Below are 26236 nucleotides of genomic sequence, written 5' to 3' on the forward strand. Positions count from 1 at the left end.
CATCGGATGGATAGACGCCTTTCCGCTGGCCGGATCGACGATGGCAGGCGTCGACTTCACGTCGATTCCCCTTTGTGTACGTCGATCTAGCGTGACGGTGCCGGCCAGCTCGGCCGCTTTTTTCGCACCTAGGAGACGTACCCATGAGGAGACCCTGGCGCACGGTGAACCGTGCCTGGGTGTCGACGGCGATAGCGACCGCTGTGTTCGCCGCCGTCGGCCTGACCGCGTCACCCGCGCACGCCGAACCCGATGAGGCCACGACGAGGGCCCTTCTTGCCGACGCCTACCAGACCGTGGCCTGTGACTCCGACGGGGTCAGCTCGGCCGACAACGCGACGGCCAGCAGGCTCGACCCCCAACTGAACGGCACCCTGCGCGGCTACCTGAACGGCTACCGCGTGTCCTGCGCGCGGATGATCGTGGCTGCGGTCAAGGCCCGTGGCCTCAACCAGCGCGCCGCGCAGATCGCGGTCACCACCGCGATCGTCGAGGCCACGCTGCAGAACATCAGCGAAGAGGTCGACCACGACAGCCTGGGGCTCTTTCAGCAGCGCGCCTCCTGGGGCACCCGGGCACAGCGCCTCGATCCGACCTGGGCGACGAACGCGTTCCTCGACAAGATGATCCGGGTCTACCCGAACAACTCGTGGAACACCGCCCCGATCGGGGAGGTGTGCCAGGCGGTGCAGGTCTCGGCCTACCCGGACAGATACCAGGCGCAGGCGCACGACGGCGGGGTCATCGCCGCCGCGCTGTGGGCCGGCAACCCGCCGCAGGCCAGGCGGGAGGCGTTGGCGGATTACAACGGTGATGGGAAGACGGATATTGCGTTGTTCCGGCCTTCTGCGGGGACGTGGCATGTGTGGCATACCGGGGGTTCGGCGGGTGTGTTGCATACCTGGGGTAGTCCTGGTGACATTCTGGTTCCGGGTGATTACAACGGTGATGGTAGGACCGACAGTGCGTTGTTCCGGCCGTCGAATGGTGAGTGGCATGTCTGGTACGCCGGTGGTTGGGCCAGGTTGTTGCACACCTGGGGTGAGGTGGGTGATGTTCCTGTTCCGGCGGACTATAACGGTGATGGGAAGACGGATATTGCGTTGTTCCGGCCGTCGACGGGTGGTTGGCATGTGTGGTACACCGATGGGTGGGCGGATCTTCTGCATACCTGGGGTGGGGTAGGCGACGTACCGGTGCCGGCGGACTACAACGGTGACGGGAAGACCGACATCGCGTTGTTCCGGCCGTCGACTGGTGGTTGGCATGTGTGGTACACGGGTGGTTCGGCGTATTTGTTGCACACCTGGGGCGGGGCCGGTGATGTGGTCCTGCCCGGGGATTACAACGCCGATGGGAAGGCCGATATTGCGTTGTTCCGGCCGTCGACTGGTGGTTGGCATGTGTGGTACACGGGTGGTTCGGCGTATCTGTTGCATACCTGGGGTGGGGTGGGTGACATCCCGACTCCGGGTGACTACAACGGTGACGGTCGGACGGATATTGCGTTGTTCCGGCCGTCGACCGGTGGTTGGCATGTGTGGTACACGGGCGGTTCTGCGTATCTGTTGCACACCTGGGGCGGGGTAGGCGACATTCCCCTGGTCCCGAATCCCGCCAGCCGCGGCATCCAGATCTGACCCCTGAAGGAGCATGATGCGCCAGACAATGCGCACTGTACCGGTGGCGGGAACCCGCCGGATTCTACGTAGGGCCGTGGCAGTCGCCTCGGCGGCACTCGTCGCCGGACTCGTCGTGGTACCCGCCCCGGTCAGCGCGGCGGCCAATCCGAACCCGGCGAGAATCACCGCGGCCTCCTGGTGGCTGATGGAGGAACTCCTCAAGCTCCAACCGGGATCGCAGAACGGCGGAATCTACGCCAACAAGCCGGGCTACCACAACACCCGCGCGGCCAACGATTCCGGCGACTATTCCGTCCGGGACGCCGAGGACAGGGGTGGCCCGTCAGACAAGGCCGCCGCCTACGACTGGACCTTCCCCGAGGCCCAGAGCCTCGCACTGCGCTCGCTTCCCGCCGAGTCGGACGCCGACCAGAAGCTTCCGGTCAACGTGACGGCGGCGGCCTCGAACTTCACCAACATCGCCCGCTATTCCAGCCGGCTCCTGGCATCGGGTCAGAATCCGAACGATCCACGCCTGGACGGATGGCGGGAGTTCTTCGGCCAGGCCGACAACGACACCTCGGTCGAGGGATGGGACTTCCGCAACGGCCGCTCCGCCACCTCTGACTCCTCGCACCTGTGGCACATCCACCTCAGCGAGGACCGCGACAAGGTCGAGAGCGTCGAGAACAAGGAGGCACTGCTCAGCGTTCTCAGGGGCGAGACCGTCGCCGAATGGCTGAACAAGGGCAGGCGGGAGGCGTTGGCGGATTACAACGGTGATGGGAAGACGGATATTGCGTTGTTCCGGCCTTCTGCGGGGACGTGGCATGTGTGGCATACCGGGGGTTCGGCGGGTGTGTTGCATACCTGGGGTAGTCCTGGTGACATTCTGGTTCCGGGTGATTACAACGGTGATGGTAGGACCGACAGCGCGTTGTTCCGGCCGTCGAATGGTGAGTGGCATGTCTGGTACGCCGGTGGTTGGGCCAGGTTGTTGCACACCTGGGGTGAGGTGGGTGATGTTCCTGTTCCGGCGGACTATAACGGTGATGGGAAGACGGATATTGCGTTGTTCCGGCCGTCGACGGGTGGTTGGCATGTGTGGTACACCGATGGGTGGGCGGATCTTCTGCATACCTGGGGTGGGGTAGGCGACGTACCGGTGCCGGCGGACTACAACGGTGACGGGAAGACCGACATCGCGTTGTTCCGGCCGTCGACTGGTGGTTGGCATGTGTGGTACACGGGTGGTTCGGCGTATTTGTTGCACACCTGGGGCGGGGCCGGTGATGTGGTCCTGCCCGGGGATTACAACGCCGATGGGAAGGCCGATATTGCGTTGTTCCGGCCGTCGACTGGTGGTTGGCATGTGTGGTACACGGGTGGTTCGGCGTATCTGTTGCATACCTGGGGTGGGGTGGGTGACATCCCGACTCCGGGTGACTACAACGGTGACGGTCGGACGGATATTGCGTTGTTCCGGCCGTCGACCGGTGGTTGGCATGTGTGGTACACGGGCGGTTCTGCGTATCTGTTGCACACCTGGGGCGGGGTAGGCGACATTCCCCTGGTCCCCAATCCCGCCACCCGCGGCATCCAGATCTGACCCCTCCCAACGGGCGGCAACGTCACCGGCACGACCTCGTGACATGACGCCGGGGTGCCGCGGTCTGAGAGCCGCGGCACCCCGGTCTCACCCGCGTCACGGCTTCCGGACGAGGCGAACGGATCAGACGGTGTACTACCTGGAGGCCGTCGGAGGTGCCGGGTCCACCGCGATGCCGATGTGCGCGGGGTCGGAGAAGTTGCCCGAGCTGTCGAAGGCCCGGACCTCGAACATGTAGCCGCAGGTTGGTCGGGGCGGCCGGGGGAACGCTGTCGGGCAACGAACCCAGCTTGATGATGGCGAACGGGGAGGAGTTGTCGGCCGCGTCGATCGCCCGGATTCCGGCCGTACGCCCGGCGGTCCACCCCTATATGATCTCCGTCCTGGCGCGGGGAGGAGAACCACATGTGGCCGTTCAGGAAGAGCCGGCAGCAGTCGGCTGACGTCGTCGACGATCAGGCTGGCCTCGTCGTCGATCCGGCTTACGGCGACCCGCAGGCACGGGCCCTGATTCACGCGCTGGGCATCCACGACTGGCGTACGGCCCGGGACATCCTCACCGCCGCCACCGATCCGGACACCCGCGCGTACCTCATGGAGGCCGTGGGAGAGGTCGACGGCATCCAGGACTGGATCGGCGACTGGGTCGCCGCCGAGCCGGAGTCCACGCTTCCGCTACTGGTCCAGGGCTGCCACGCGGTGCATTGGGCCTGGGAGGCCCGAGGCGGAAAGCGCGCCGAGAATACCGGCCAGGACCAGTTCCGGGAATTCTTCCGCCGACTACGGATCGCCGAGAACCTGCTGGACGACGTCGTCGCCCGGGACCCGGACGACGTGACCGCCCGGACCTGGCTGGTCACCTCCTCGCGGGGCCGCCAGGTCGATGCCGACGAGGCCCGCTTCCGGTTCGACGAGGTCGTGAAGCGGCACCCTGGTCACGTCGTCGCGCACGAGCAACGGTTGCAGTACCTGTGCGCCAAGTGGTTCGGCAGCCACGAGCAGATGTTCGCCTTTGCTCGCGAGGCCACCGCCGCCGCCCCGAACGGCAGTCTGCTGCCGGAACTGCTGGCCGTCGCGCACATCGAGAAGTGGCACAGGATGCCGGTCGAAGAGAGCGACGCGTACATGCAGTCCGACGAGGTGCGCGCGGAACTGCTGGCCGCAGCCGAGAAGTCCATCTTCCACCCGGACTTCCGGCGCCCCTTCGCCTACGTCCCCAGGGCCAGCGCGTTCGCGCTGGCCCTGGAGTTGGCCCACGAGTTCGAGGCCGCGGCGCGGGTCTTCGAACTGCTCGGCGACAACGTCAGCGGGTGGCCCTGGAACTACGTCAACGAACCCGTCGCGGCCTTCATGAAGTCCCGGGAGTGGGTGTACGAGAACCTCTCCTGATCCGTTCAGGAAGCGGACGGATTCCGGGCGTCGCGCGCCACCAGTGGCGTGACGCCATCGCGGCCAGCACGGCGCCGGCGGTGTTGAGCAGTACATCGTCCACGGAGGACACCCGATCGAGCCGCAGGAGGTACTGCGCGGCCTCGACCAGGACCGAGCAGCCCGCCGCGAGCGCCAGGATCCGGGGTACCGATGCCAGCGCCGCGAACCGCTGCGGGGCGAAGAACCCGAGTGCCGCGAACACCAGCAGGTTGCCGACGACCTGGCCCGTCAGCGTCAGCGGCCCCCCGTCGGCGGCGATCGTGAACAGGTCCCGCAGCGGTACCAGGCTCATCCGACCGGGGACGGCGCCAGCCTGGGCGCCCGGCAACATGATCATCCATACCCACGGCACCGTCCCGTAGACCATGCCGACCTCGGCCAGCGACATCCGCCACGCCCACGCCGACGGGGTGCCGGTGACACTCCGACGGCGTGCCAGGGCCCACACCGCCAGCGCGGCCAACGGCAGTACGGCCACCGTGACGAGCACTACGCCAGTGAATGTACCGATCCAGCCGTGCCACCCATTGATCACACTGCCTCCGTCTTCGTCCGACCGTGAAACCTACCCGGGCCGCCCGCTGCCCGGGGACTGGCCCAACCGACCGCTGCCGGGCCGTCGAGGGGCCACGGGAAGGTCAGGAGCGCCCTTCTCCTCGTGGCGGCCGGCCGTGGCAGCGCGTCAGTCCTGGCCGAGAATGGCCTGCATCTCCTGTTGGATGATGTCCTGTACCGGGAGGCTGTCGTAGTTGCCGAGGATGACGCTGACCCAACCGGTGGCCGGGTAGATGTGCCAGTTGGCGACGCTGCCGGGGTTGGCGCCGCCGCGCCCGTACACCCAATGGCCGTTGATGAGCTTGGCCGGCATCGCGTACGCCATGAACGACGGGTGGGCGGGCGGGGGCCCACCGTCCTTGCCCTTGCCCTGGGGGATCTTGGCCCCGCAGAGCAGATCGACGTAGGGCCGGTCCAGCACCGTGCAGTCGCGCAGCGCGTGCGCGAACCGGACCAGGTCCGGCGCGGTGGCGAAGCCGCCGTCCCCGGCGTAATCGATGAAGTTGCGGCCCGGGTTCTTGCCCGGCTCGTACGGGCTCGGGCTGCCCTTGTCCAGGTTGCGGACGGCGTCCACCCGGCTGCCGTCCTCCAGCGTCATGTACGAGTGCGCGATGTGCTCGTCGGTGAGCCACTGCGGCCTGGTGTAGAACGCCGAGCCGGTCATGCCGCAGCGCCCGAAGATGTGTTCGTGCACATAGTCCCAGTACGTCGTGCCGGACACGGCCTCCACGATCTGCGCGGCGATGGCGAAAACGGCGCCGGAATTGTCGACGCGTGTGCCGGGGGCGGCCTCCAGCCTCGCCTGCCGGGACCACTGCTGGTAGAACTCGTGCACCTCCTCCCGGCTGTGGAAGACGCGTCGCAGGTCCATCTCCGGGTGGTTCAGCCCGGCGGTGCTGGTGAGCAGGTGGTGGATGGTCACCTGCTCGGCGATTTCCGTGGCGAAGCCGGTCAGGTAGGTGCCCACCGTGTCCGACAGCCTCAGTTTGTTCCGCTGCGCCAACTGCAGGACGGCCACCGCGGAGAACGGCTTGACCGCCGAGCCGAGATTGACCGCGACGCCCTCGTGGTTGCGGATCCCCTTCTCCCGGTCGGCCATGCCGTAGCTGCGTGACAGCACCGTCCGGCCCCGGTGCGACAGCAGCACCACGCCGGAGAACCTGTCCTGGGCGGCCAACTTCGCGACGTACCGGTCGTAGGCTCCGCCGGGCCGGGTGTCCGGCGGGATCCGTTCGTGCCCGGACGGCTCGGGCGCGAAGAGTGCGACGGGGTCGGTTGAAGCCGGGGCGGCGTGGCCGGGCCCGGCGCCCACCAGCGGCACGCCGGCCGCCGCACCGGCTGCCGCCAACCCACCCCATCCGACCAGCCGCCGCCGGTTGATACCAGGTACCGATTCCATGATCACGGGCCTTTCCCGATCGACGAACGGACCGTTCCAGGTCTACCGGCGACCGCCTGTCGACAACCGATCGCGGACCCATACGCCGCCCATAAGCGGTGCTGGGGATACTGGGCGGATGCGGGTGCTGCTGGTCGAGGACGAACAGCCGCTGGCCAGGTACATCGCGTCCGGGCTGCGCAAGCACGGCTGCGCCGTGGACGTGGCACACGACGGTCAGCAGGCGCTGGACAAATGCGAAATCACCCCGTACGACGTGGTGGTCCTGGACCGGGACCTTCCGGTGGTGCACGGTGACACGGTGTGCCGGATGCTGGCGCAGCGCGGCGCTGGCCGGGTACTGATGCTCACCGCATCCGGTGCCGTGTCCGACCGGGTGGAGGGGCTGGCCCTGGGTGCCGACGACTACCTGGGCAAACCGTTCGCGTTCTCCGAACTGGTCGCCCGGGTGGCTGCGCTGGCCCGGCGCAGTACGCCGGCCCGCCCTCCGGTGCTGCGCGCGCGGGATGTCGAACTCGATCCGTCGCGGCGCACCGCCGAGCGGGCTGGTCGGCTGCTGTCGCTGACCCCGAAGGAGTTCGGGGTGCTGGAACGGCTGCTCGCCGCCGACGGTGCCGTGGTGAGCGCGGAGACGCTGTTGGACAAGGTGTGGGACGAGCACGCCGACCCGTTCACCAATGCCGTACGCATCACCGTCAGCACGCTGCGTCGCAAGCTCGGCGATCCACCGCTGGTGGAAACCGTGACCGGCGCCGGGTACCGGATCGCCCGATGACCTGGCGACTGACCGCCCGCAGCCGTCTCACACTGCTGTACACCGGCCTGGTGCTGGCCGCCGGATCGCTGTTGACGGTGTCGACGTACCTGCTGCTGTTTCGGAGCCTGCGGCTGAATATCGAGGAGGCGATGTCCAAGCTGCTGACCCAGGCCGCGCCGCCGCTGCTGGTGGTGACCGCACTTGCCGGGCTGACCGGCTGGCTGGTGGCCGGGCGGATCCTGCGGCCGATCCGTACGATCTCCGGTACCGCCAACCGGCTGTCCGCGGAGAACCTGTCCGAACGGGTACCCGTCGGCCGGCCCGCCGACGAACTCGCCATGCTGGCCGCCACCATCAACGGCATGCTGGACCGCGTCCAGCGCGGTGTCTCCGAACGCGACCGGGTCCTGGACAGCCAGCGCCTGTTCGTGGCCAACGCCGCGCACGAACTGCGTACCCCGCTCACCACCATGCGTACCGCCATCGACGTCACCCTTGACGGCGAACCCGACCGGGCAGAACTCGTCGCGATGGCCGGCGACATCGCCACCGCCGTCGAAACCAGCCAACGCACCCTGGACGGGCTCCTGGTCCTGGCCCGCAGCCAGGCCGGCCTGTCCCGCCGGTCGCCCGTGGACCTGGCCACGGTCGCCGCCGCGGCAGTCGCCGACGCCGCCGGCCAAGCGGCGGACGGGGTCGTCACCGTGCAGGCCGACCTGCACCCGGCGCCGGCCAGCGGCGAGCCGGTGCTGCTGGAACGAATGGCCGGCAACCTGATCGAGAATGCGCTGCGCTACAACCACACCGGCGGACACGTCGCGGTGACCTCCGGCATCGCGGACGGGCGCGCGTTCCTGCGGGTGGTCAACACCGGCCGCCCGGTCACGCCGGAGGAGGAGCGGCGGCTGTTCGAGCCGTTCGTCCGGGGCGCCGCCAACGGCACCTGTGGGGCCGGGCTCGGCCTGTCCATCGTTCGGGCGGTCGTCACCGCGCACGACGGGGAGATCTCCAGCACCGCCCGGCCGACCGGCGGCATGGACATCGCCGTACACCTGCCGCCGGCCCTGGGGCTACCACCCGTGCCGGGTCCGACCGGTGGCTCGGATGACCCCGACGTCCGACCGCCACGACCCACCGCTCGCCCGTCATGATGCCGTGAGCAGGTCCCGGACCTGAGAATCACGATCTATGGCTGGAGCATCAGGAAGTGGACAGGTTCTGGATGAAGGCTCGCCAGGCGTACGGGGTGAAGGTCAGGTTGCCGGCGTCGGGGTCCTTGCTGTCCCGGACGAGTACGACCCCGGTCAGGTTGTCCGCCACCTCCACACAGTTGTTGCCACTGGCGCCGCTGCGGCCGGATTTGTGCCATTGGGCGCCGGTCAGGTTGTCCATGGCTTCATCACTTCCTCGATCAGCTCTACCGACTGCCAAGTGGGCAGCGCGACGTTGCGGACACTCTCCCACCTTGCCAGAAGGACTTCCACCTCCTCGGTGTGGTCTACCACGGTCCCGCCGAGCTGGTTGTCCAGGTGTCCCACCCAGCCGCCGTCATCCGACCGGGCCAGCACGAACGAGCCGCTCAGTCCGATGTGTAGGCCGACCTTGGTCGGAATGACGTGCACACTCACGTTTGGTTGCCTGGCGAAGGTGATCAAGTGGGTGAGCTGCCCGGCCATCACCGTGGCGGACTCCTCGGTGAACCGGTGCAGCGCCGATTCGTCGAGTACGGCTGTGACCTGGGGTGGGTGCTCCCGGTCCAGGATGGCCTGTCGGGCCAGTCGTGACGCGACGAGGGCGTTCACCTCGTCATCGGTGAGCGTGACATCACCACGGATGACCGCTCGGGCATAGTCCTCGGTCTGAAGCAGTCCGGGAATCAGCATTGGTTCGAAACAGCGAAGTTGTTTCGCCGCTCGCTCGGCCTCCAGCCAGGGACGGAACCAGGTTGGTTCGCCGTCTCGGGCGGCCAGTTTCAGGAGCGAGACGAAGAGATCGCCGGTGCCGAACACCTTGTCGGCACGGGCCAGGTACACCTCGTCCAGCGGTCGCTGACCCAGCTCCACCGCCGACACCATTGACGCGGAGTAGTGCGCGCGTTTGCCGTACTCCTCCTGGCTGAGGCCGGCGGTGGCCCGCATCCGGCGTAGTTGGGCGCGGATCAGGTCCGCCGTGGGTGTCGGCTCGTCCGCCACAGTTCCTCCACAGTCTTCCGATGCTTCCAATGGGCACGGTCGGTGACGACGATCCCCGCCGTGAGGACGCCGAGGGCGGCGTCGATGGCTTCCGAGAGTAGGGCAGTGGCAGCAGAGTGTCACCAGCGGAACTGCTCGGGAGTTGCCGGAAGGACGGGCGGAACCGCGTGGGAGGCCGTCCGGGGCGGCAACACCGGCCGGCCTCCCCTTCCAGCCGAGCGAGGAGGATCCGGGATGAGTTGGCTACGTCGTACCCCGAAGGATCGACACCGCCGGGACTGGCGGCGGCTCTGGCGCCACTGCCGGTGTGGCTTGCGGTGGCGCTGCCCCGACAGCGTGCCGCAACGCGCGATGCCCTATCCGCCGCCGACACCGGGAAGAGCGCCGGTCGCCGGCCCGGCGGTCCGCCAGCACCCGGACCGATTCACCAACCAGTGGCCACGGTGGCGCCTTCCGGCCGGAACGCCGGCCGACGGTCGGGTGGAACGACGCCGGTCGACGCGCGCCGAGCCGGGCCGTGGGCAGGCCCGGTGACCGGCGTCCCGGGTACGAGCGGCAGTGACCGCCGGCCGCCCGGACCCGGCCGTGCGTGGTCCGGTCGGCCCGCCGGTCCGGTCCGGCCGCACCTGCCACGGCGGCCGATCTGGCTCTGCCGGGTCTGCGCGACCGACTGGCCCTGCCTCACCGCCCGTACCCTGCTGCCGCTCGACTACGTCGCCGACCCGGTCGGACTCGCCGTCTTCCTCGCCACCACGATGCAGGAGGCGATCGCCGACCTGCACCGGCTGAACCCGGCGGCCGGACCCGATCCGAAGGCCATGTACGCCCGGTTCCTCGGCTGGACGGAGCCACGGCTACGCATCGCCCGGAACCGCCGCCGCCGAGTAGGGTCGGCGGAGGAGCGAAGGGAGCCCCCGGTGCCGGGACGTACGATCGCCGACCTCTGGTTCGACCCCGCCTGCCCGTACACCTGGACGACCTCGCGGTGGCTGCTGGAGGTGGCCAAGGTCCGGCCGGTGGAGGTGCGCTGGCACGTGATGAGCCTGTCGGTGCTCAACGAGGGCCGGGACGACGACCCGGAGGGCGACCCCGACGGATACCTCTGGGTACCGGTCCGGATCTGCACCGCCGTACGCGAGAAGTACGGCCCGGAGGCGCTCGGCCGGCTCTACACCGCGATGTGGACCGTGGCCCGTGGCGACGGGGACTGGCTCGGCGAGCTGCACGCCGCGCTGGCCGCCGCCGGACTGCCGCCGGAACTCGCCGAGGTCGGCATGTCGACGGAGTACGACGAGGCGGTACGGGCCTCGCACGCCGAGGGGATCGGCCTGGTCGGCGAGCACGTCGGCACGCCGATCATCGCGGCGACCGGGCCCGACGGCCGGCGCGTCGCCTTCTTCGGTCCGGTCATCTCCCGGATCCCCGTCGGCGAGGAGGCCGGCCGGCTCTGGGACGGAACGCTGCTGGTGGCCGGCGTACCCGGTTTCCACGAGCTGAAGGGTGCGCCGCACGCGGAGCCGCAGCTCGACCTTCCGGGGTGACCGGCCGGTCGCGGGTCCGGGCGGATCAGGGCTTGCGGCCGACCCCGCAGAAGACATCCACCTCGTCGGGCAGCTTGACGTCGGGCCCGGGGCGCCAGCGTGGCGTGGAGACCACGCCGGGCTCCAGCAGTTCGAGGCCGTCGAAGAACCGGGTCAGCTCCTGCGGACTACGCGAGACGTACGGCGTGCCGGCCTCGAAGGACATCTTGGTGGCGGCGTCCTTCGCCGCGCGGTCGACGACGTTGGTGCCGTCGTTGACCACCAGGTAACTGCCGGACGGAAGCGCCTCCACCAGCCGGGCCAGGATCTCCCGGGCGCGGTCGTAGTCGAGCACGTTGCCGAGGACTCCGAGCATCATCAGGGCGATCGGCTGGCCGAGATCCAGGGTACGGGCGGCGCCACGCAGGATCTTGTCCGGTTCGTGTACGTCGGCGTCGAGGTAGTCGATCACGCCGTCCGAACTGCTGGCGAGCAGTTCCCGGGCGTGCATCAGCACCAGGGGATCGTTGTCGACGTAGACGATCCGCGACTTCGGGGCGATGCGCTGGGCGACCTCGTGGGTGTTGTCGGCGCTCGGCAACCCGGTGCCGATGTCGAGGAACTGGCGAACTCCCCGCTCACCGGCGAGCAGCGTGACGGCCCGGACGAGAAACGCCCGGGAGACCCTGGCCACCTCGACGACCCCTGGAAAGACCTCCCGGACCTGGTCGCCGAGCTGCCGATCGGCCTCGAAGTTGTCCGTACCGCCCAGCCAGTAGTTCCAGACCCGGGCGCTGTGTGGGGCGGCCGTGTCGAGAATGGAGGGCGGCTTCCCGTACGGGACGTCCGGTTCCGGGTTGTCGGTCATCGGAGTACGTCCTTCCGGGCCGGGCGAGGTCGGATGGTGCCGGTCTCGACGCAGCGTAGTTCGTTCGGCCCGGGAGCGTGACCCCGAGCGGACGGGCCCCCGGCCCTACTCCGCCACCTGCTGCCGCCGCCAGGAGAGCAGCCGCCGGTACGCCGCCAGCCCGTCCGGCACCCACGCCCACTCGGCGAGCCGCCGGTGCAGCTCATCCTCGTCGAGAAAGGCGTACCAGGCGATCTCCTCCGGCTGCGGCTCGACCGGCAGCGCGCAGCGCACCTCGTAGACGGCCGACCACCAGGTGTGCTCGGGCGTCTCGTAGAGGAACCGGAACAGCGGAACCGGGGCGGGCAGTCCGGAAACTCCGAGTTCCTCCTCGGCCTCGCGCAGGGCCGCCTCGTCGTACGACTCGCCCGCCCCGACCACCCCGCCGACGAACATGTCGTACCGGGACGGGAAGACGAGCTTCCCGGGGGTACGGCGGTGCACGAAGATCAGCCCGGCCGGATCCCGAGCCAGTACGAACACGCACCGGTGCCGCAGTCTGCGCGCGTACGCCTCGCCGCGCGGCGCCTGCCCCAGCACCCGGTCGTGCTCGTCGACGATGTCCAGCACCTCATCGGCGGAGCGGGCCGGTTGTTCGGTCACCCGCCCATCCAACCAGCAGCCGCGTGGCAGGTGGACGCGCAGGTGAGGCACTATGCGTACATGCTTGAAGAGGAACTGGCCACGACCCGGGCGAAGCCGATCATCCGGCCGGCGGAGCCGGCGGATGTCGACGTGCTGCACCGCTTCGTCTGCGAACTCGCCGAGGTGGAGCAGTTTCCCGGGCCGGTCGCCGCCCAGCCGGCGGACCTCGCGGCGGCGCTGTTCGGTCCGCACGCCGTCGCCGAGGCCGTGGTCGCCACCATCGACGGGCTGCCGGCCGGGTTCGCCCTGTTCTATCCCACCTACAGCACCGTGCTCGGCCGCCCCGGTATCCACCTCGAAGACCTGTACATCGATCCCGAGCACCGGGGGAGCGGGCTGGGGCGCGCGCTGCTCACCCACCTCGCCGAGCTGGCGGTACGCCGGGGTGGCGGCCGGCTGGAGTGGTGGGTCCTGCACACCAACGACCCGGCGCTGCGCTTCTACGCCCGGCTGCGCGCCCGGCCGCTCGACGAGATCGCGGTGATGCGTCTCGACGGCGACCTGCTGCACGCCCTGGCGGGGAAGGCCGGGGCAGATGCCGCAGGAGCTTGACGGGTACGTCCGCGACCGGCTCGACCAGGACCGCAACGTCTGGCTCTGTACGCTCCGACCCGACGGCAGCCCGCACGTCACGCCGGTCTGGTTCGTCTACCGCGAGCACGTCTGGTGGGTCGCCAGCTCCGCCCGGAACCGGAAGATCCGTAACCTCGCCCTGGACCCCCGGGTCTCGCTCGCCCTGGAGGACGGTGTCGCGCCCGTGGTCGCCGAGGGGCGGGCGACGATCCACCACGAGGACTTCCCGGCCGAGATCGTCGCCGCCTTCGAGGCCAAGTACGAGGGCTGGGACATCAGGGTGCCGGTGCCCCGGGAAGGTCCCCGGGTCCTCCTGCACATCCCGGTAACCCGGTGGCTGCTGGCCGGCCGGGCACGCTGAACCAGCTGGCCTGGGCGGGTTGAACGGTCGGCTTGGGCACGCTGAACCGGCCGGCTGCCCGGTCTGGTTTACGAGCGTTGCTCAGCGGCGCTCGGCGTACTCGGGCAGGTGGCGGGCGACCTCGGCCGGGGCGGGCATCCGGGCGATCTCCTCGGCGATCGTGCGGGCCGCGTCGCGGTACCCGCCGCCCCGGTGACCTGGCAGCAGCTGTCGTACGTGTTCGGCGACGGCGTCCGGGCTCAGTTCGTCGGGAAGAAGGCGTAGGCCGGCGCCGGCGGCGGTGACCGCGTCGGCGTTGGCGAACTGGTCGGCCCCCTGGGGCAGGAACAACTGCGGGGCGCCCACGCTCAGCGCGCCCAGGGTGGTGCCGCTGCCGCCGTGGTGCACGACCACGTCGACGTTTGGCAGCAGGTTCGCCTGTGCCACCCAGGACTGCACCATGACGTTGTCCGGCACGTCGCCGAGCTGCTCCACCGGTACCCGACCGGCCGCGACCACCACGAACGCGTCCAGCCCCGCCAACCCGGCGATGGCGGCGGTGAGCAGTTCCGGGGTGCCGAACGCCGTACCCAGGGTCAGGTAGATCAGTGGCCGCGAACTGGGCCGGCGGCTCGACCCGGACGCCGCCGCCGGCCCGGAGTACGGGACCGGACGCAGTTCGATCCGGTCCGCGCTGGCGAGGAAGTCCTTGTCCTGCAAGGAGGGCGGGCAGATGTCGAGGTGCGGCCGGCCGGCAGCCTCGCTGTTCCTCGTCGGCAGTTCGAGGCCGATCCCCGCGGGAATCATGCGACCGAACCCGTGCCAGATGCCGGGGATTCCGGCCCGGACCGCGGCGACGGCAGCCCCCGGCACCCCCCACTCAGAGACGACGAGATCCGGCTGAAGCCGGTCCAGTTCCGGCGCCAGGTCCTCGGCGTACATCTCGTAGAACGAGTCCGCGGGACGAAAGGGTCGCAGTCCGTGCGCCGCCAGTGGCTCGTGCACCGCCTCGCCGGCCGCGAAATGCACCTCGTGTCCGGCGTCCCGGACGGCGATCGCCAGCGGGATCAGCGGATAGGTGTGACCGACCGACGCGAGGCTGGCAAACAGTACGCGCATGCCGAGGAATCTACGCCGGGTGCGAAAACCGGTTGCCGCGCATGATCGGTTCGAGGACAGTTGGTGCATGACGTACTGACGGCAGCACTCTCGTTGAACCGAAGCCCCCGGCGGCGCCGTACCGCGCCCGGGTGAGCCGTAGCGCCGTCCGTCCGTACCTTCCCAGGAAGAGAATCTCCTTGTCACAGCAGGAGTCCCTGCCGCCGTCCGCCCCGACCCCGGGGTCGGCCACCGTCACCGTGTTCGCCTCCGCCCGAAGCTGGATCGAGTCCGATGCCGTCGCGCAGTGCCACCAGGTGGCGGCCCTCGACGGCATGATCCACGTCGCCGCCATGCCGGACCTGCATCCCGGCAAGGGGGCCCCGATCGGCGCCGCAATGACGTCGACCGTGCTGTATCCGCTGCTGGTCGGCTCCGACATCGGCTGCGGCATCGCCGTGTTCCCCGTCGCGCTGAAGCGGGTCGTACCCGAGCGGCTTGCCGGCCGGTTTCCCGACCTCGACCGTCCGCTGGATCCCGAACTGGACGCCGACGACCCGGCCTGGGCCGTCGTGGACGCCGACATCCCGGCCGGCCACGTCGAGGGTCTGGGGACGGTGGGCCGGGGAAACCACTTCGTCGAGCTGGCCCGGATCCAGACCATCTTCGACCCGGCCCACGCGGCCCGGCTCGGGCTCGACGCCGACGACCTGGTCCTGATCGTCCACAGTGGGTCGCGTGGGCTGGGTGAACGGATTCTGCGGGCGCACACCGAGCGGCACGGCGCGGGTCCGGCCCCCGATCCCGCCGGGTACCTCGCCCTGCACGACGCCGCCGTGCGCTGGGGATCGGTCAACCGCCGGCTCCTCGCCGCCCGGGTCCTGCACGCCCTGGGCGCCGAGCCCACCGAGCCGATCGTCGACCAGAGCCACAACCTGGTCGAGGTCCGCGACGGGACGTACCTGCACCGCAAGGGAGCCGCGCCGGGAGACGGCCGCGACGTCCTCGTCGCCGGTACCCGGGGCACCAGTTCCTACCTGGTGGCCACCCACGCGGGGCCGGACGCCAACTACTCGGTGGCACACGGGGCGGGCCGCAAGATGTCCCGCGCCGACGCCCTGCTCCGGGGCCGGGCCAAGCACACGGTGGAGGAACTGCGCCGTACCCCGGTCGGGTCGATCGTGGTCTGCGGCGACCGTCAACTGCTGTTCGAGGAGGCGCCGACGGCGTACAAGCGGATCGAACAGGTGATCGCCGACCTTGTCGACCACGGCCTGGCCACCCCCGTGGCCACGACGGTCCCACTGATCACGTACAAGACGCTCGACCGGTCCAGGGGCGACGCCGGGCCGGCGACCCGACGGGGCCGCCAGGACCACCGCCGTACCCGGGGCCGGTCGTGAGCGCGGCAGGCGAGCGCGGCCACCTGCTGATGTCGGCGGGGCGCGGCCCGCAGGAGTGCGCGTGGGCGGTCGCCCAGCTCTCGCGTCGGTTGGACGCCGACGCCGCCCGGCAGGGTCTGACGACGCATCGGCTCGAGACCGTCCCCGGTGACCGGAACGGCACCTACCAGTCGGTCCTGGTACGGATCTCCGGGCAGGGCGCCGGAACGTTCATCGACTCGTGGACCGGAACCCTGTGCTGGCAGGCACCCAGCCCCTACCGGGCCAGCGCCGGCCGGAAGAACTGGTACGTCATCGCCCGACCCTGCCAGGTCGATGTCCCGCACACGCCCTTCGCGGAGGCGGACGTCGTCATCGTCGGCTGCCGCACCGGCGGCCCCGGCGGGCAGCACCGGAACAAGGCCAGCACGGCGGTGCGGGCGACCCACCGCCCCTCGGGAATCGTCGTCGTGGTCGACACCGAGCGACAGTTCAGCCAGAATCGTCGCCTCGCCCTGGAGCTGATCCGGCAGCGCATCGCGGACAACGACAGCAGCGCGGGCCGGGCCGTCACCACCGCCCGCTGGCGCATCCACGACGAACTCGTGCGCGGCAACCCCACCCGGGTCGAACGACCGGACACCGGCTCCGGCTCGGGCCCGACCGCGTCCGGCTGAGTCGACCGCGTCCGGCTGAGCCGACGGCTCGGGCCCGACCGCGTCCGGGCGAGCCGACGGATCGCCTCCGGCTGAGCCGACGGTTCGCCTCCGGCGAGGTGCTGGACGCCCGGCCCGGGATCCCGGATGACGGACGACGGCGTACGCCGCTACCCTCCCGCCATGGGTGACGAGGAAACCAGGCCGACCGTGTTCCCGAACCGTTTCGCGGACGCGGTCGGTCCACAAGGGTCAGAGCCGAGCCGGGACCACTGCCGGTGTGCCGGCCGCTCGGCCGCGACCCAACCGGCGACGGTGGAGTTCCACGCCGAGCGGCAGGACACCCGGGGCGAGGCCTGGCAACGGCTGCTGGCGCTGATCGACGAGGCGGCGGCCGACGGGCGTACGGTCTTCAAGCCGTTCGTGGAGCTGAGTGCCGCACATCGGCGGCAGATCGTCACCCTGCCGCCGACGATCGCGAAGCTGACCGAGGTCGAGCACCTGGTCCTCTACGGCACCAACCTGGTACGGATCCCACCGGAGATCGGGGCGATGACGAGCCTCGTGATGTTCGAGCCGTACACGTCGTATCGCCTGCACTGGTACCCGTACGAGCTGACCAGGTGCACGGGGCTCCGGTCCAGCACGGTGAGCACCCGCGCCCTGTACGGCAACTTCAAGTACCGTCCGCCGTTCCCGAGCCTGCGTCCGGTGACCATGGCGACCGAGGTCGACTTCGACGCGCTCGACCCCGGCGTGTGGGGAGCCGACCGCATCCGGACCTGTAGCGTCTGCGACCGTCCGGTCGATGGTGACGTGCACCAGGTGTGGATCTCCCGGGCGGTCGGCACCGACGTGCTGCCGTTCCTGGTCAACGCCTGCTCCACGGCGTGCGTGGCGGAGCTGCCGGCGCCGTACAAGGGTTATGTCCCGACGCCGCACACCGGCGGACCGGAACTCGTCCAGCCCCCTGCCGGCCACTGAGGCCGTACGGGCAGGGATCCGTCGGGCTCAGCGGAGGATCAGCACCGCGAGGGTGCCGATGGTCGCGTTGGCGGTCACGTGGACCAGGTAGGGGAGGAGAATGCCGCCGCTGCGCAGCCGCATGACGCCCAGGACGAACCCCCACGTCGCTGCCATGACCATGCCGACGACCCCGGAGGGAAAGCCGGCGAAGTGCGCGGCTCCGAACAGGCCGGCCTGTAGCACGAGCGCGACCCGGGCGCCCCAGACCGCGGCGAGTTCGGTGAGCAGCACTCCCCGGAAGAGCATCTCCTCCCACACCGGATTGATCGCGGCGAACGCCACGATGCCCAGGATCGCGCCCCAGAGTGGAACGCTCCGCAACTCCCGCAGGTATTCGGCCGGCTCGGGTCGCACCGCGAGCGCCCATGCCGAGAGCGCCGCCGCGCTGAGCAGTACCGTGCCCAGGCCCAGCCACGGGGCCTCGGGGGTCAGTGATCCGCGCGCCAGCCAGGGTGCCGCCGGACGCAGCGTGGCGTGCCGGCCGGCGAGCAGCAGACCCGCCAGCGGAAGCACGCAGACCAGGATCGTGGTGACCGCGGGCGGCCAGCCACCGAGAATCCCCACCGCGAAGCAGCCGAAGAGCGGACCGATGAACACCGCCGCGCGGATCGCGGCCGGCGACCGCAGTACGAACGCACCGGCGACCAGTACGGCCACCGCCACGGCGACGATCGCCGTACGGGCGCGCGCCTCCGGACGGATCGGCAGGGCGGCGCAGACTCCCAGGGCGACGACGCACGCTCCGGTGAGCGCCGTCCGGACAGCGCTGTCGCGGGTGCCCCGGGAAGGCACCGGCATCATCCGAGCACTGACGTCCCGCACAAGCAGCGAGACTGTCACACCCCGTCAACAGTCCCGCCGAAAGCGGCTACTCCACCTCCACCGACTCGTAGGTCAGGATCAGCTTTTCGGTGAGCACGCTGGTGTCGCCGCCGGTGGCCGCACCCACCTCCAGGTGCCTCGGGTCGGCCTGGAAGAGGGCATACCGGCGGACCGGCGTGCCGTCGGCGTCGTACACGACGAGCGCGGCGGCCAGCTTGCCGGGCCGGCCCGGCCGTTCGGCGCGGACCCGGGCGACCCACTCCTCGAAACTGGTCCCGCCGGACTGGGCCCGGGTCAGGGTCAGCTCGCCGGCTTCGGGCCGGCCGGGAACCTTGCGGATCACGTACTTGCCGTCCGGGGTGTTCGCCTTGTACTCGATGACGTCCTGCCCGAGCCGCAGGCCGGAGACCTCGGTGATCGGCGAGATCACGACGCCGTCCACCTCCAGCGCGAACGAGTGGCCGACGGCGGAGTCGTAGTCGGACAGTGGCATGAGCTGCCTCCTTCGCCGGGACCGTACCGGCGCGCGGAAAACAATCGATGCCACCAGGTAACCAGGTTCGGCGGCTCCGGTCACCCGGGCCACTGCCACTGGGCGATCTGGGGGTGGTCCTCGCCGTACCGGCGGGTGTGGTCGCGGCATTCCTGCCGTGCGTCCACCATCATCTGGCGGAGGTGGGCGGCCCGGGTGGCGAGGCCGGGAACCCGGTCGATCACGTCCATGACCAGGTGGAACCGGTCGAGGTCGTTGAGCATGACCATGTCGAAGGGTGTGGTGGTGGTCCCCTCCTCCCGGTAGCCCCGGACATGCAGGTTGTCATGGTTCGTACGCCGGTATGTGAGTCGGTGGATCAGCCACGGGTAGCCGTGGTAGGCGAAGATGATCGGTTTGTCGCGGGTGAAGATGGTGTCGAACTGGGCATCCGGCAGCCCGTGCGGGTGGTCGGTCGCGGGTTGCAGCCGCATCAGGTCGACGACGTTGACGACCCGGACCCGCAGCTGGGGCAGGTGCCGGCGGAGCAGGTCGGCGGCGGCGAGGGTCTCCAGCGTGGGTACGTCACCCGCGCAGCCGAGCACGACGTCGGGCTCGTGTCCGGTGTCGGTACTGGCCCAGTCCCAGATTCCCAGGCCGCGCTGGGTGTGCAGCACCGCCTGCTCCATCGAGAGCCAGGTCGGCGCGGACTGCTTGCCGGCGATCACGACGTTGATGTAGTGCCGGCTGCGCAGGCAGTGGTCCATGGTGCAGAGCAGGGTGTTGGCGTCGGGCGGCAGGTAGACCCGGATGATCTCGGCCTTCTTGTTGGTGACGTGGTCGATGAAGCCGGGATCCTGGTGGGAGAAGCCGTTGTGGTCCTGCCGCCAGACGTGGCTGGAGAGCAGGTAGTTGAGCGAGGCGAGCGGTCGGCGCCAGGGGATGTCCCGGGTGACCTTGAGCCATTTGGCGTGCTGGTTCAGCATCGAGTCGACGATGTGGATGAACGCCTCGTAGCTGGTGAAGACCCCGTGCCGGCCGGTCAGCAGGTAGCCCTCGAGCCAGCCCTGGCAGAGGTGTTCCGAGAGCACCTCCATCACCCGTCCGCCGGGGGAGAGATGGTCGTCGCCGGGCTCGGTCCGGCCCAGGAACGCCCGGTCGGTGACGTCGAAGACGTCCGCCAGCCCGTTCGACTCGACCTCGTCCGGCCCGAACAGCCGGAACCGGTCCGGGTTCGCCGTGATCACGTCCCGGATCCAGCCGCCGAGCGCCCCGGTGGCGCCGACCATCGGCAGGCCGGGCCGGTCCACCGGGACGGCGTGGTCGCGGAAGTCCGGCAGCACCAGGTCGTGCAGCACCGTGCCGCCGTTGGTGTGCGGGTTGGCGCTCATCCGCCGGTGCCCGCGCGGCACCAGCCCGGCCAGGTCCGCGACCGGTGCGCCGGTCGCGTCGAACAACTCCTCCGGCCGGTACGAGCGCAGCCACCGTTCCAACTGGGCCAGGTGCTCCGGGTCGTCCCGTACGCCCTGCAGCGGAACCTGGTGGGCCCGGAACGTCCCCTCGACCGGTTCCCCGTCGACCTCGGCCGGTCCGGTCCAGCCCTTCGGGGTACGCAGCACCAGCATCGGCCAGCGCGGCCGTTCGATCCGCTCGCCGCTGCGGGCCCGGCGTTGGATCTCGGCGATCTCGTCGAGGATCCGGTCGAGGGCGGCCGCGAGTTCCCGGTGCACCCGGGCCGGCTCGTCACCCGCCACCAGGTACGGCTGGTAGCCGAACCCGCGCAGCATCGAGAGCAGGTCGTCCGGCGGGATCCGGGCGAGCACGGTCGGGTTGGCGATCTTGTAGCCGTTGAGGTGCAGGATCGGCAGCACCGCACCGTCCCGGGCGGGATTGAGGAAGACGTCGGAGAACCAACTGGCGGCCAGCGGTCCGGTCTCCGCCTCGCCGTCGCCCACCACGCACGCCACCAGCAGGTCGGGATTGTCGAACGCGGCCCCGTACGCGTGCGAGAGCGAGTACCCGAGTTCGCCGCCCTCGTGGATCGACCCCGGTACGTCCGCCGCGACGTGGCTCGGGATCCCGCCGGGGAACGAGAACTGCCGGAACAGCCGGCCCATCCCGGCCTCGTCCCGGCTCACCGACGGGTACACCTCGGTGAAGGTCCCCTCCAGCCAGGTGTTCGCGATGATCGCCGGAGCACCGTGTCCGGGCCCGGTCACCAGCATCGCGTCCAGGTCGCGGGCCACGATGGCCCGGTTCAGGTGTACGTAGACCAGGTTGAGCCCCGGATCCGTGCCCCAGTGGCCCAGCAGCCGGGGCTTGATGTGCTCGCGGGTCAACGGCTCGCGGAGCAGTGGATTGGCCAGCAGGTAGATCTGCCCGACGCTGAGGTAGTTGGCGGCCCGCCAGTAGGCGTCGAGCCGTCCCACTTCCTCGTCGGTCAGCCGGAGACGCGGGTCCAGCGAGGTCTTCATCTTCCGACCCTCTCGCGGGTCGACCCGATCCGCGACCGGTACGGCGATCTCACCGGCTCACTCCTGTATGTACAAGCCGTGCGAGCCGCGTACGACGATCACCGGGGCGGGCGAGTGGTAGAGCATGGCCTGGCTGACCGCGCCGAGCATCCCCCGCCACGGCTCGTCGCCCCGGGCACTGACCACCACGACCTCCGCCCGGCTCGCCTCCTTCATCAGCGCCGCCTCCGGGTCGCCGATCCGAGCCTGCTGGCTGACCGAGACCGACGGGTACTTCCGCTGCCAGGGCGCGACCGCCTCGGCCAGTTGACCGACCGCCTCCGCCGGAAGGTCGCCGGTCGTCTCGTCCGGGTCCCAGACCTGCACCACGACGAGGTCGGTCGCGTGCCGGGCGGCGGTGTCGAAGGCGAAGTCCAGCGCTCCCAGCGAACTGGCGGAGCCGTCCACCCCGACCACCACCGGCCCGGTCGACGGGAACGTCTCCCGGGCGACCAGCACGCTGCATCCGGCGCGGGCGGCGATCTGCACGGCGGTGGCCTCGGAGTCGGCGGGTACGTCAGGATTCACCGTCAGCCCACCGTCGCCGATCACCAGCAGCGCGGCCGAGCCCGACTCGCGCAGCAGCGTGGTGATAACGGGTCCCTCGATCAGGGCGGAGGTCGCCGTCAGCTGCGGCTGGACACCGGTGGCGGTCCGGATCGACCGGTCCAGCAACTCCTCGGCGGGCTTGCGGGGCTCCTCCGGCATCGGTTCGGAGGGGTTCGCGACCCAGTTGAACGCATGCACGATGCGTAGCGGGCGCGAGTGCAGGGCCGCCTCCCGGGCCGCCAGCCGTACCGCCGTCATGCTGAGTCGGGAGTCGTCGACGCCGACCACGACCGGCGTCTCGTGCGGGGTGTTCACCACGGACCCGCGGTCAGCCGGCCCACCGGCCGACTTCCGACGACGTGGCGTATCCGCATCACCTGCCGAGGGTATCCGGGCGTTACGTCAGATGTGTCGGATTTAGCCAGTACGCCCGGTTGGCCGGCGGGTCGGTCAGTTCTCCACCCGCAGTACGGCGATCGTGGCGTTGTCCCGACCGCCCGCGACCAGGGTGTCGGCGAGTACCGCGCGGCTCACCTCGGCCGGGCTGGTGGTCGCGCCGAGCCGGTTGGCCAACCGCTGGTAGTCGAGCTGCTCGGCGACCCCGTCGGTGCAGAGGCAGTAGACGTCGCCGGGGCGGAGCGCCACGCTCAGCAGATCCGGCTCCGGATCGCCGGGGTGTCCCACGTACCGGGTGAGCTGGTAGCGCGCGGCGGCCGCCGCCGGCGAGTCGGCCGGGTACCAGCCGTAGACGGCACCCAGCCAGGCGGCCGTGTGGTCGACGGTCAGCAGTTCGAGCAGGCCGTCCCGGAGCCGGTAGGCGCGGGAGTCGCCGATCTGCACGATCCAGGCGGCCAGTTCGGGTACGGCCGGGCCGTTCCGGTCCGCGGCGTCGGGCGCCGTTCGGGCCGGCGGGGTCTGGCGCGGCCAACCTCGCTGGCCGGTGCTGGGCGCCTCGGTGCCGGGCGCCCGCTCCGGCGTCGCCCCGGCCGGTGGTCCGCCCTCCGGCGCCCCGGACTCCGTCGGGGCGAGCACCAGGCCGGTGAAGGTGCAGCCGGTCAGTTCGCCCAGCTCGGCGCCGGCCGCCCGGACCCGGAACTGCGCCTCGGCCATGGCCTCCCGGAGCTGACCCGGGCCGATGTCGTGGCCCGCCGCGTGCACCGCGGTCACCATGGTCTGCATGGTGGTGCTGCCCGCCACGGTGCTGCCGCGACCGTCGCCCATCCCGTCGGCCACCGCCAGAAACGGCAGCGTGGGATCGACGTGCAGGACGTCGAAGTTCGCCGCGTAGCGGTTACCCACCCGGGAGCCACCGGCGACGTGCAGCCGGCGGCCGGCATGGGTGTAGGAACGGGTCACGTCGCCCTCGGCGGGCATCCGATCGGGACCCGTGACAGGGCTTCGGTGCATGGCGGGGAGGTTAGCAGGATTCGCCAACGGCCTGTGCGGTATATGCGAATCCTCCCGTTCCACCCCAGTTTCTTGCGATGAGGTCGGTGGGCCGGACTGCGGGACGCCGGTCAGGGTCCACCGTGTACAGATGGCCACGATGCGCCGCGACGACCGGTCTGAGCTGCGAGGATGGACCGGTGAACCTGCCCGAGACGTTGCGACGGCACCGGCTGCTCGCCGTCGTACGGGGCAACGACCCGGAGGCGGCGCTGGAGAGCGTACTGGTGCTGGCCGAGGCGGGGATCGCGCTGATCGAGGTGGCGGTGACCTCCAAGGACGAGGCCGGAGTGCTGGTCCGGGCCCGCGCCGCGTTGGGACCGGACGCACCACTGGGCGCCGGGATGGTCTTCACCGAGGCGGACGTGGTGCAGGCGGAGCAGGCGGGTGCGTCGTTCGTCGTCACGCCCGGACTGGTGCCGGCGGTGGCGGAATCGGTCCGGCTCGGCATTCCCGCCCTGGTGGGCGCCCTGACCCCGACCGAGGTGGTCGCGGCCAGTCTGGCCGGCGCCGCTGCCGTGAAGGTTTTTCCCGCCTCGCTGGGCGGGCCCGACTACCTGCGTACGCTCCGGGAACCGTTCCCGGACGTGCCGTTCGTGCCGGTCGGCGGGGTGGAGATCGAGTCGATCCCGGACTACTTCGCGGCCGGTGCGGTCGCGGTGGGCGTGGCGGAGCCGCTGCTCGGAAGCGCTCCGCGCGGCGGCGACCTGGACTCCCTGCGACTGCGGGCGGCCGCCTTCCGAGCCGCGATCGTGGGTCCTGCGTAAGGCGACCTGCCCGAGTGCGGGGGTCCCGCCGCGACGGCGGAACCCCTACCCCAACGCTCGGTCGACCCGGCTCAGCACCACCCGTTGACCGGACCGGTCAGCCCGGTCCACAGGTAGGCGTCGGACACCCAGGCGCCATCGCTGAGTCGGTTCCACAGCGACGTGGTGCCGTACCGCCCGCTGTGGGAGGTGCCGTTGGCGGAGCACGAGACGGTGACCGTGGCGCCGTCGCTCACCGATCCCAGCGCGGCGTGGCCGCTGCCGGGCCCGGACCGCTTGGTCAGCGTGCCCCCACCGTTGGCGTCGACCACCGCCTGGTTGAAGCCCAGCGCACCGTGGTTGTAGAGGCCGCCTCCGACGCCGGCCGTGGCCGACCCGTGTCGCGCGCTGCCCTGGTACGCCGCCCCGCCGTTGGCGAACTCCCACTTGCCGATGCTGTGGCCGGCGATTCCCACGTACGCGCTGTTCTGCCGCAACGCGAAGTGGACGTGCCGACCGGTCGCCGCCCCGCCGCAGGTCACGTCGGTGCCCGTGGTGCCGAGGTACGCGCCCTGGCCGACGGCGGCGCCGTTGACCGAGATGCTGCTCCACAGGTGGTAGTAGTCGGTGGAGTAGCCACGGTCGTGGATCACCCGGATGTAGCCCGTACACATGGTGTACGCCGTGCCGGCCCGCGCCGCGCGGACCACCTGGTCGCCGCCGGCCAGGTCGACAGAGCTGTACGGCGCCTCGTAGCCGTTCCAGCCGTGCGGGCCGCTGGTCATCGTCCAGGTCTGGCCGACCGCGAACGGCAGGGCCATCCCGGTCCGGTAGTCGCCACCCGCCATGATGCCGGGAGTGCCGGCAAATACCCCTTTCTCCTGCTGGTTCACCACGGGCGATTCGGCGGCCAGTTCGTTGAAGCCGGCCTCACCATCGAAGTGCACCCGCCACGTTCCGGCCTCGGCACGGGCGATGAAGATCGCGCCGGTCGGGTGGACGTCCTTCTCGTGGGAGGTGAGAGCCACGGCGGTGCCGAAGGCCCACGTGCCGGCCCGGCGGGTGACCGTGACGCGGGTCTCGGGAGCGTCGGTGTGCTCCGCCGCCGTGGCGCTGACCTGCCCGAGCAGCTTGGCGGTCACGGCGTCCTCGACGCTCACCTTCACCGGGTCCGGCGCGGGCGCGGCGTGGGCGGCGGTGCCCGCGACGAGGAGGTCCGCCGCTAGTAGGGCCGTGGTGATGCCGGCCCATCGTCTGACGTACACCATTGATGACCTCTTTCACATCGAAGGACATCGTTCTGGGTTGTGCTGACGATAAACAGCGCACGGAAAGTTGTCTACAGGTTGCTGCTAGCGCAGCGAAGATAACCTTCAGATCATCCTCGGGCCAGGGCGTCTGCTTCTCACCGAACCTGATCTTTTGCCTCGGACGACGGCCGCCACTCCCGACTGATCAGCCCGTACACCCACGAGTCCGAGACCTCGCCGTTCACGACGCAGTCTTCGCGCAACGTCCCTTCACGCACGAATCCGAGCTTCTCCAGGAGGCGGGCAGACCCCACGTTGTGCGTATCGGCCTCGGCCTGGACTCGATTCAGGTCCAACGTGTCGAATGCCCATTGCAGCAAGGCGTGCGCGGCCTCAGTCGCGTAGCCGTGGCCCCATGCCGCATCGTCGAGGCAGTAGCCCATCGACGCGCTGCGGTAGTCCGGGTTCCACCGGTTCAGACTGCACCAGCCGAGGAACGTCCCGTCGGAAACGCGCTCCATGGCCAGCCGTGTCCCGGTGCCCTCCTCTGCCATCTGCCGGCAAGCCACGATGAACCGCTCGGCGCACACCCGCTCGCTCCAGGGCGGCGAGTCCCAGTAGCGCAGCACGTAGGGGCGCTGCTGTGCAGCGCGAAGAGGGCGTTCGCGTCGGCGTCGTTGAACGGACGCAGTCGCAGGCGAGCGGTCCGCAGCGTGGGGGTAGGTA

At 70.2% G+C, this 26236-nt stretch carries 26 protein-coding genes and 1 pseudogene; 13 read left to right on the plus strand and 14 right to left on the minus strand.

The window, feature by feature from the left end:
• Positions 1-203: 203 nt before the first annotated feature.
• The 4 genes and pseudogenes from H4W31_RS42935 to H4W31_RS20850 all read left to right on the plus strand — a co-directional run bounded on the left by H4W31_RS42935 (position 204) and on the right by H4W31_RS20850 (position 4620).
• A complete protein-coding gene (locus H4W31_RS42935; RefSeq protein WP_318783306.1) occupies positions 204-1640 on the plus strand; it encodes a VCBS repeat-containing protein in 1437 nt (478 codons plus the stop codon).
• 28 nt (positions 1641-1668) lie between these two features.
• Positions 1669-2370, plus strand: a pseudogene (locus H4W31_RS20845) (hypothetical protein); the annotation flags it as partial.
• Between the two features lie 15 nt (positions 2371-2385).
• Complete coding sequence (locus H4W31_RS42940) at positions 2386-3231, plus strand: FG-GAP-like repeat-containing protein (protein ID WP_225946890.1); 846 nt, start codon at positions 2386-2388, stop codon at positions 3229-3231.
• Positions 3232-3636: 405 nt separating this feature from the next.
• Complete coding sequence (locus H4W31_RS20850; protein ID WP_192768194.1) at positions 3637-4620, plus strand: DUF4034 domain-containing protein; 984 nt, start codon at positions 3637-3639, stop codon at positions 4618-4620.
• On the opposite strand, the gene H4W31_RS20855 is transcribed toward H4W31_RS20850, so the two are convergent.
• Positions 4580-5152 carry a VanZ family protein gene (locus H4W31_RS20855; protein ID WP_318783307.1) on the minus strand — a complete coding sequence of 191 codons (573 nt, stop codon included), beginning with the start codon at positions 5150-5152 and terminating at the stop codon, positions 4580-4582. The genes H4W31_RS20850 and H4W31_RS20855 overlap by 41 nt on opposite strands.
• 192 nt (positions 5153-5344) lie before the next feature.
• Positions 5345-6616 (minus strand): serine hydrolase domain-containing protein, encoded by a 1272-nt coding sequence (locus tag H4W31_RS20860; protein ID WP_225945616.1) that lies wholly within the window; start codon positions 6614-6616, stop codon positions 5345-5347.
• Positions 6617-6734: 118 nt separating this feature from the next.
• Here H4W31_RS20860 and H4W31_RS20865 point away from each other — a divergent pair, with 118 nt between their 5' ends.
• Both H4W31_RS20865 and H4W31_RS20870 read left to right on the plus strand, forming a co-directional pair.
• Entirely contained in the window at positions 6735-7391 is a 657-nt protein-coding gene (locus tag H4W31_RS20865; RefSeq protein ID WP_192768197.1) for a response regulator transcription factor, read from the plus strand.
• Entirely contained in the window at positions 7388-8524 is a 1137-nt protein-coding gene (locus tag H4W31_RS20870; protein WP_192768198.1) for a sensor histidine kinase, read from the plus strand. The genes H4W31_RS20865 and H4W31_RS20870 overlap by 4 nt, the downstream gene beginning before the upstream one ends.
• A 49-nt stretch (positions 8525-8573) precedes the next feature.
• Here H4W31_RS20870 and H4W31_RS20875 read toward each other — a convergent pair whose 3' ends face one another.
• Positions 8574-8765, minus strand: a complete 192-nt coding sequence (locus H4W31_RS20875) for a DUF397 domain-containing protein (protein WP_192768199.1) — start codon at positions 8763-8765, stop codon at positions 8574-8576.
• On the minus strand, positions 8753-9565 hold the full coding sequence (locus tag H4W31_RS20880) for a helix-turn-helix domain-containing protein (RefSeq protein ID WP_318783308.1): 813 nt from the start codon (positions 9563-9565) through the stop codon (positions 8753-8755). The genes H4W31_RS20875 and H4W31_RS20880 overlap by 13 nt, the downstream gene beginning before the upstream one ends.
• A 917-nt stretch (positions 9566-10482) precedes the next feature.
• On the opposite strand from H4W31_RS20880, the gene H4W31_RS20885 reads away from it, so the two are divergent.
• Positions 10483-11106: a DsbA family protein gene (locus H4W31_RS20885; RefSeq protein ID WP_192772262.1), complete on the plus strand. Its 624-nt coding sequence runs from the start codon at positions 10483-10485 to the stop codon at positions 11104-11106.
• 25 nt (positions 11107-11131) lie between these two features.
• Here H4W31_RS20885 and H4W31_RS20890 read toward each other — a convergent pair whose 3' ends face one another.
• Positions 11132-11953: an SAM-dependent methyltransferase gene (locus H4W31_RS20890; RefSeq protein ID WP_192768200.1), complete on the minus strand. Its 822-nt coding sequence runs from the start codon at positions 11951-11953 to the stop codon at positions 11132-11134.
• 105 nt (positions 11954-12058) lie between these two features.
• A complete protein-coding gene (locus H4W31_RS20895) occupies positions 12059-12595 on the minus strand; it encodes an NUDIX domain-containing protein (RefSeq protein ID WP_318783309.1) in 537 nt (178 codons plus the stop codon).
• Positions 12596-12655: 60 nt separating this feature from the next.
• Between H4W31_RS20895 and H4W31_RS20900 the strand changes: the two genes are divergently transcribed.
• Positions 12656-13189, plus strand: a complete 534-nt coding sequence (locus tag H4W31_RS20900; RefSeq protein ID WP_192768201.1) for a GNAT family N-acetyltransferase — start codon at positions 12656-12658, stop codon at positions 13187-13189.
• On the plus strand, positions 13173-13571 hold the full coding sequence (locus H4W31_RS20905; RefSeq protein WP_192768202.1) for a pyridoxamine 5'-phosphate oxidase family protein: 399 nt from the start codon (positions 13173-13175) through the stop codon (positions 13569-13571). The genes H4W31_RS20900 and H4W31_RS20905 overlap by 17 nt, the downstream gene beginning before the upstream one ends.
• A gap of 81 nt (positions 13572-13652) precedes the next feature.
• On the opposite strand, the gene H4W31_RS20910 is transcribed toward H4W31_RS20905, so the two are convergent.
• Positions 13653-14669: a glycosyltransferase gene (locus tag H4W31_RS20910; RefSeq protein WP_192768203.1), complete on the minus strand. Its 1017-nt coding sequence runs from the start codon at positions 14667-14669 to the stop codon at positions 13653-13655.
• A 179-nt stretch (positions 14670-14848) separates the two neighbouring features.
• Here H4W31_RS20910 and H4W31_RS20915 point away from each other — a divergent pair, with 179 nt between their 5' ends.
• The 3 genes from H4W31_RS20915 to H4W31_RS20925 all read left to right on the plus strand — a co-directional run bounded on the left by H4W31_RS20915 (position 14849) and on the right by H4W31_RS20925 (position 17670).
• Positions 14849-16051, plus strand: coding sequence for an RNA ligase RtcB family protein (locus H4W31_RS20915; RefSeq protein WP_192768204.1), 1203 nt, complete (start codon positions 14849-14851; stop codon positions 16049-16051).
• A gap of 29 nt (positions 16052-16080) precedes the next feature.
• On the plus strand, positions 16081-16707 hold the full coding sequence (gene prfH / locus H4W31_RS20920) for a peptide chain release factor H (RefSeq protein ID WP_192772264.1): 627 nt from the start codon (positions 16081-16083) through the stop codon (positions 16705-16707).
• Positions 16708-16869: 162 nt separating this feature from the next.
• The gene (locus H4W31_RS20925; protein ID WP_225945617.1) at positions 16870-17670 is read left to right on the plus strand and encodes a leucine-rich repeat domain-containing protein; all 801 of its coding nucleotides are present in this window, start codon (positions 16870-16872) and stop codon (positions 17668-17670) included.
• A 27-nt stretch (positions 17671-17697) separates the two neighbouring features.
• Here the strand turns inward: H4W31_RS20925 and H4W31_RS20930 are convergent, their stop codons facing one another.
• The 5 genes from H4W31_RS20930 to H4W31_RS20950 all read right to left on the minus strand — a co-directional run bounded on the left by H4W31_RS20930 (position 17698) and on the right by H4W31_RS20950 (position 23475).
• Positions 17698-18504 (minus strand): CPBP family intramembrane glutamic endopeptidase, encoded by an 807-nt coding sequence (locus tag H4W31_RS20930; RefSeq protein ID WP_318783310.1) that lies wholly within the window; start codon positions 18502-18504, stop codon positions 17698-17700.
• A 76-nt stretch (positions 18505-18580) separates the two neighbouring features.
• Positions 18581-19027 (minus strand): phage tail protein, encoded by a 447-nt coding sequence (locus H4W31_RS20935; protein WP_192768205.1) that lies wholly within the window; start codon positions 19025-19027, stop codon positions 18581-18583.
• Between the two features lie 80 nt (positions 19028-19107).
• Entirely contained in the window at positions 19108-21480 is a 2373-nt protein-coding gene (locus H4W31_RS20940; protein WP_192768206.1) for a phosphoketolase family protein, read from the minus strand.
• Between the two features lie 57 nt (positions 21481-21537).
• Positions 21538-22386, minus strand: coding sequence for a universal stress protein (locus H4W31_RS44320; RefSeq protein ID WP_192768207.1), 849 nt, complete (start codon positions 22384-22386; stop codon positions 21538-21540).
• A gap of 132 nt (positions 22387-22518) precedes the next feature.
• Positions 22519-23475 (minus strand): PP2C family protein-serine/threonine phosphatase, encoded by a 957-nt coding sequence (locus H4W31_RS20950; RefSeq protein WP_192768208.1) that lies wholly within the window; start codon positions 23473-23475, stop codon positions 22519-22521.
• Between the two features lie 179 nt (positions 23476-23654).
• Between H4W31_RS20950 and H4W31_RS20955 the strand changes: the two genes are divergently transcribed.
• A complete protein-coding gene (locus tag H4W31_RS20955; RefSeq protein ID WP_192768209.1) occupies positions 23655-24281 on the plus strand; it encodes a bifunctional 4-hydroxy-2-oxoglutarate aldolase/2-dehydro-3-deoxy-phosphogluconate aldolase in 627 nt (208 codons plus the stop codon).
• 71 nt (positions 24282-24352) lie between these two features.
• On the opposite strand, the gene H4W31_RS20960 is transcribed toward H4W31_RS20955, so the two are convergent.
• Together H4W31_RS20960 and H4W31_RS20965 are read right to left on the minus strand one after the other, a co-directional pair.
• Positions 24353-25528, minus strand: coding sequence for a peptidoglycan DD-metalloendopeptidase family protein (locus H4W31_RS20960; protein WP_192768210.1), 1176 nt, complete (start codon positions 25526-25528; stop codon positions 24353-24355).
• Positions 25529-25665: 137 nt separating this feature from the next.
• Positions 25666-26139, minus strand: a complete 474-nt coding sequence (locus tag H4W31_RS20965; protein WP_318783312.1) for a GNAT family N-acetyltransferase — start codon at positions 26137-26139, stop codon at positions 25666-25668.
• Positions 26140-26236: the final 97 nt, after the last annotated feature.

Source organism: Plantactinospora soyae (assembly GCF_014874095.1).
In the GTDB taxonomy this organism is placed as follows: Bacteria; Actinomycetota; Actinomycetes; order Mycobacteriales; family Micromonosporaceae; genus Plantactinospora; species Plantactinospora soyae.

Excerpts from the sequence above, each read along its gene's own strand:
- H4W31_RS20850 (WP_192768194.1), top strand. The coding sequence starts at position 3,637 with ATGTGGCCGTTCAGGAAGAGCCGGCAGCAGTCGGCTGACGTCGTCGAC.
- H4W31_RS20860 (WP_225945616.1), bottom strand. The coding sequence starts at position 6,616 with ATGGAATCGGTACCTGGTATCAACCGGCGGCGGCTGGTCGGATGGGGT.
- H4W31_RS20865 (WP_192768197.1), top strand. The coding sequence starts at position 6,735 with ATGCGGGTGCTGCTGGTCGAGGACGAACAGCCGCTGGCCAGGTACATC.
- H4W31_RS20870 (WP_192768198.1), top strand. The coding sequence starts at position 7,388 with ATGACCTGGCGACTGACCGCCCGCAGCCGTCTCACACTGCTGTACACC.
- H4W31_RS20875 (WP_192768199.1), bottom strand. The coding sequence starts at position 8,765 with ATGGACAACCTGACCGGCGCCCAATGGCACAAATCCGGCCGCAGCGGC.
- H4W31_RS20890 (WP_192768200.1), bottom strand. The coding sequence starts at position 11,953 with ATGACCGACAACCCGGAACCGGACGTCCCGTACGGGAAGCCGCCCTCC.
- H4W31_RS20900 (WP_192768201.1), top strand. The coding sequence starts at position 12,656 with ATGCTTGAAGAGGAACTGGCCACGACCCGGGCGAAGCCGATCATCCGG.
- H4W31_RS20905 (WP_192768202.1), top strand. The coding sequence starts at position 13,173 with ATGCCGCAGGAGCTTGACGGGTACGTCCGCGACCGGCTCGACCAGGAC.
- H4W31_RS20910 (WP_192768203.1), bottom strand. The coding sequence starts at position 14,669 with ATGCGCGTACTGTTTGCCAGCCTCGCGTCGGTCGGTCACACCTATCCG.
- prfH (WP_192772264.1), top strand. The coding sequence starts at position 16,081 with ATGTCGGCGGGGCGCGGCCCGCAGGAGTGCGCGTGGGCGGTCGCCCAG.
- H4W31_RS20925 (WP_225945617.1), top strand. The coding sequence starts at position 16,870 with ATGGGTGACGAGGAAACCAGGCCGACCGTGTTCCCGAACCGTTTCGCG.
- H4W31_RS20935 (WP_192768205.1), bottom strand. The coding sequence starts at position 19,027 with ATGCCACTGTCCGACTACGACTCCGCCGTCGGCCACTCGTTCGCGCTG.
- H4W31_RS20940 (WP_192768206.1), bottom strand. The coding sequence starts at position 21,480 with ATGAAGACCTCGCTGGACCCGCGTCTCCGGCTGACCGACGAGGAAGTG.
- H4W31_RS20950 (WP_192768208.1), bottom strand. The coding sequence starts at position 23,475 with ATGCACCGAAGCCCTGTCACGGGTCCCGATCGGATGCCCGCCGAGGGC.
- H4W31_RS20960 (WP_192768210.1), bottom strand. The coding sequence starts at position 25,528 with ATGGTGTACGTCAGACGATGGGCCGGCATCACCACGGCCCTACTAGCG.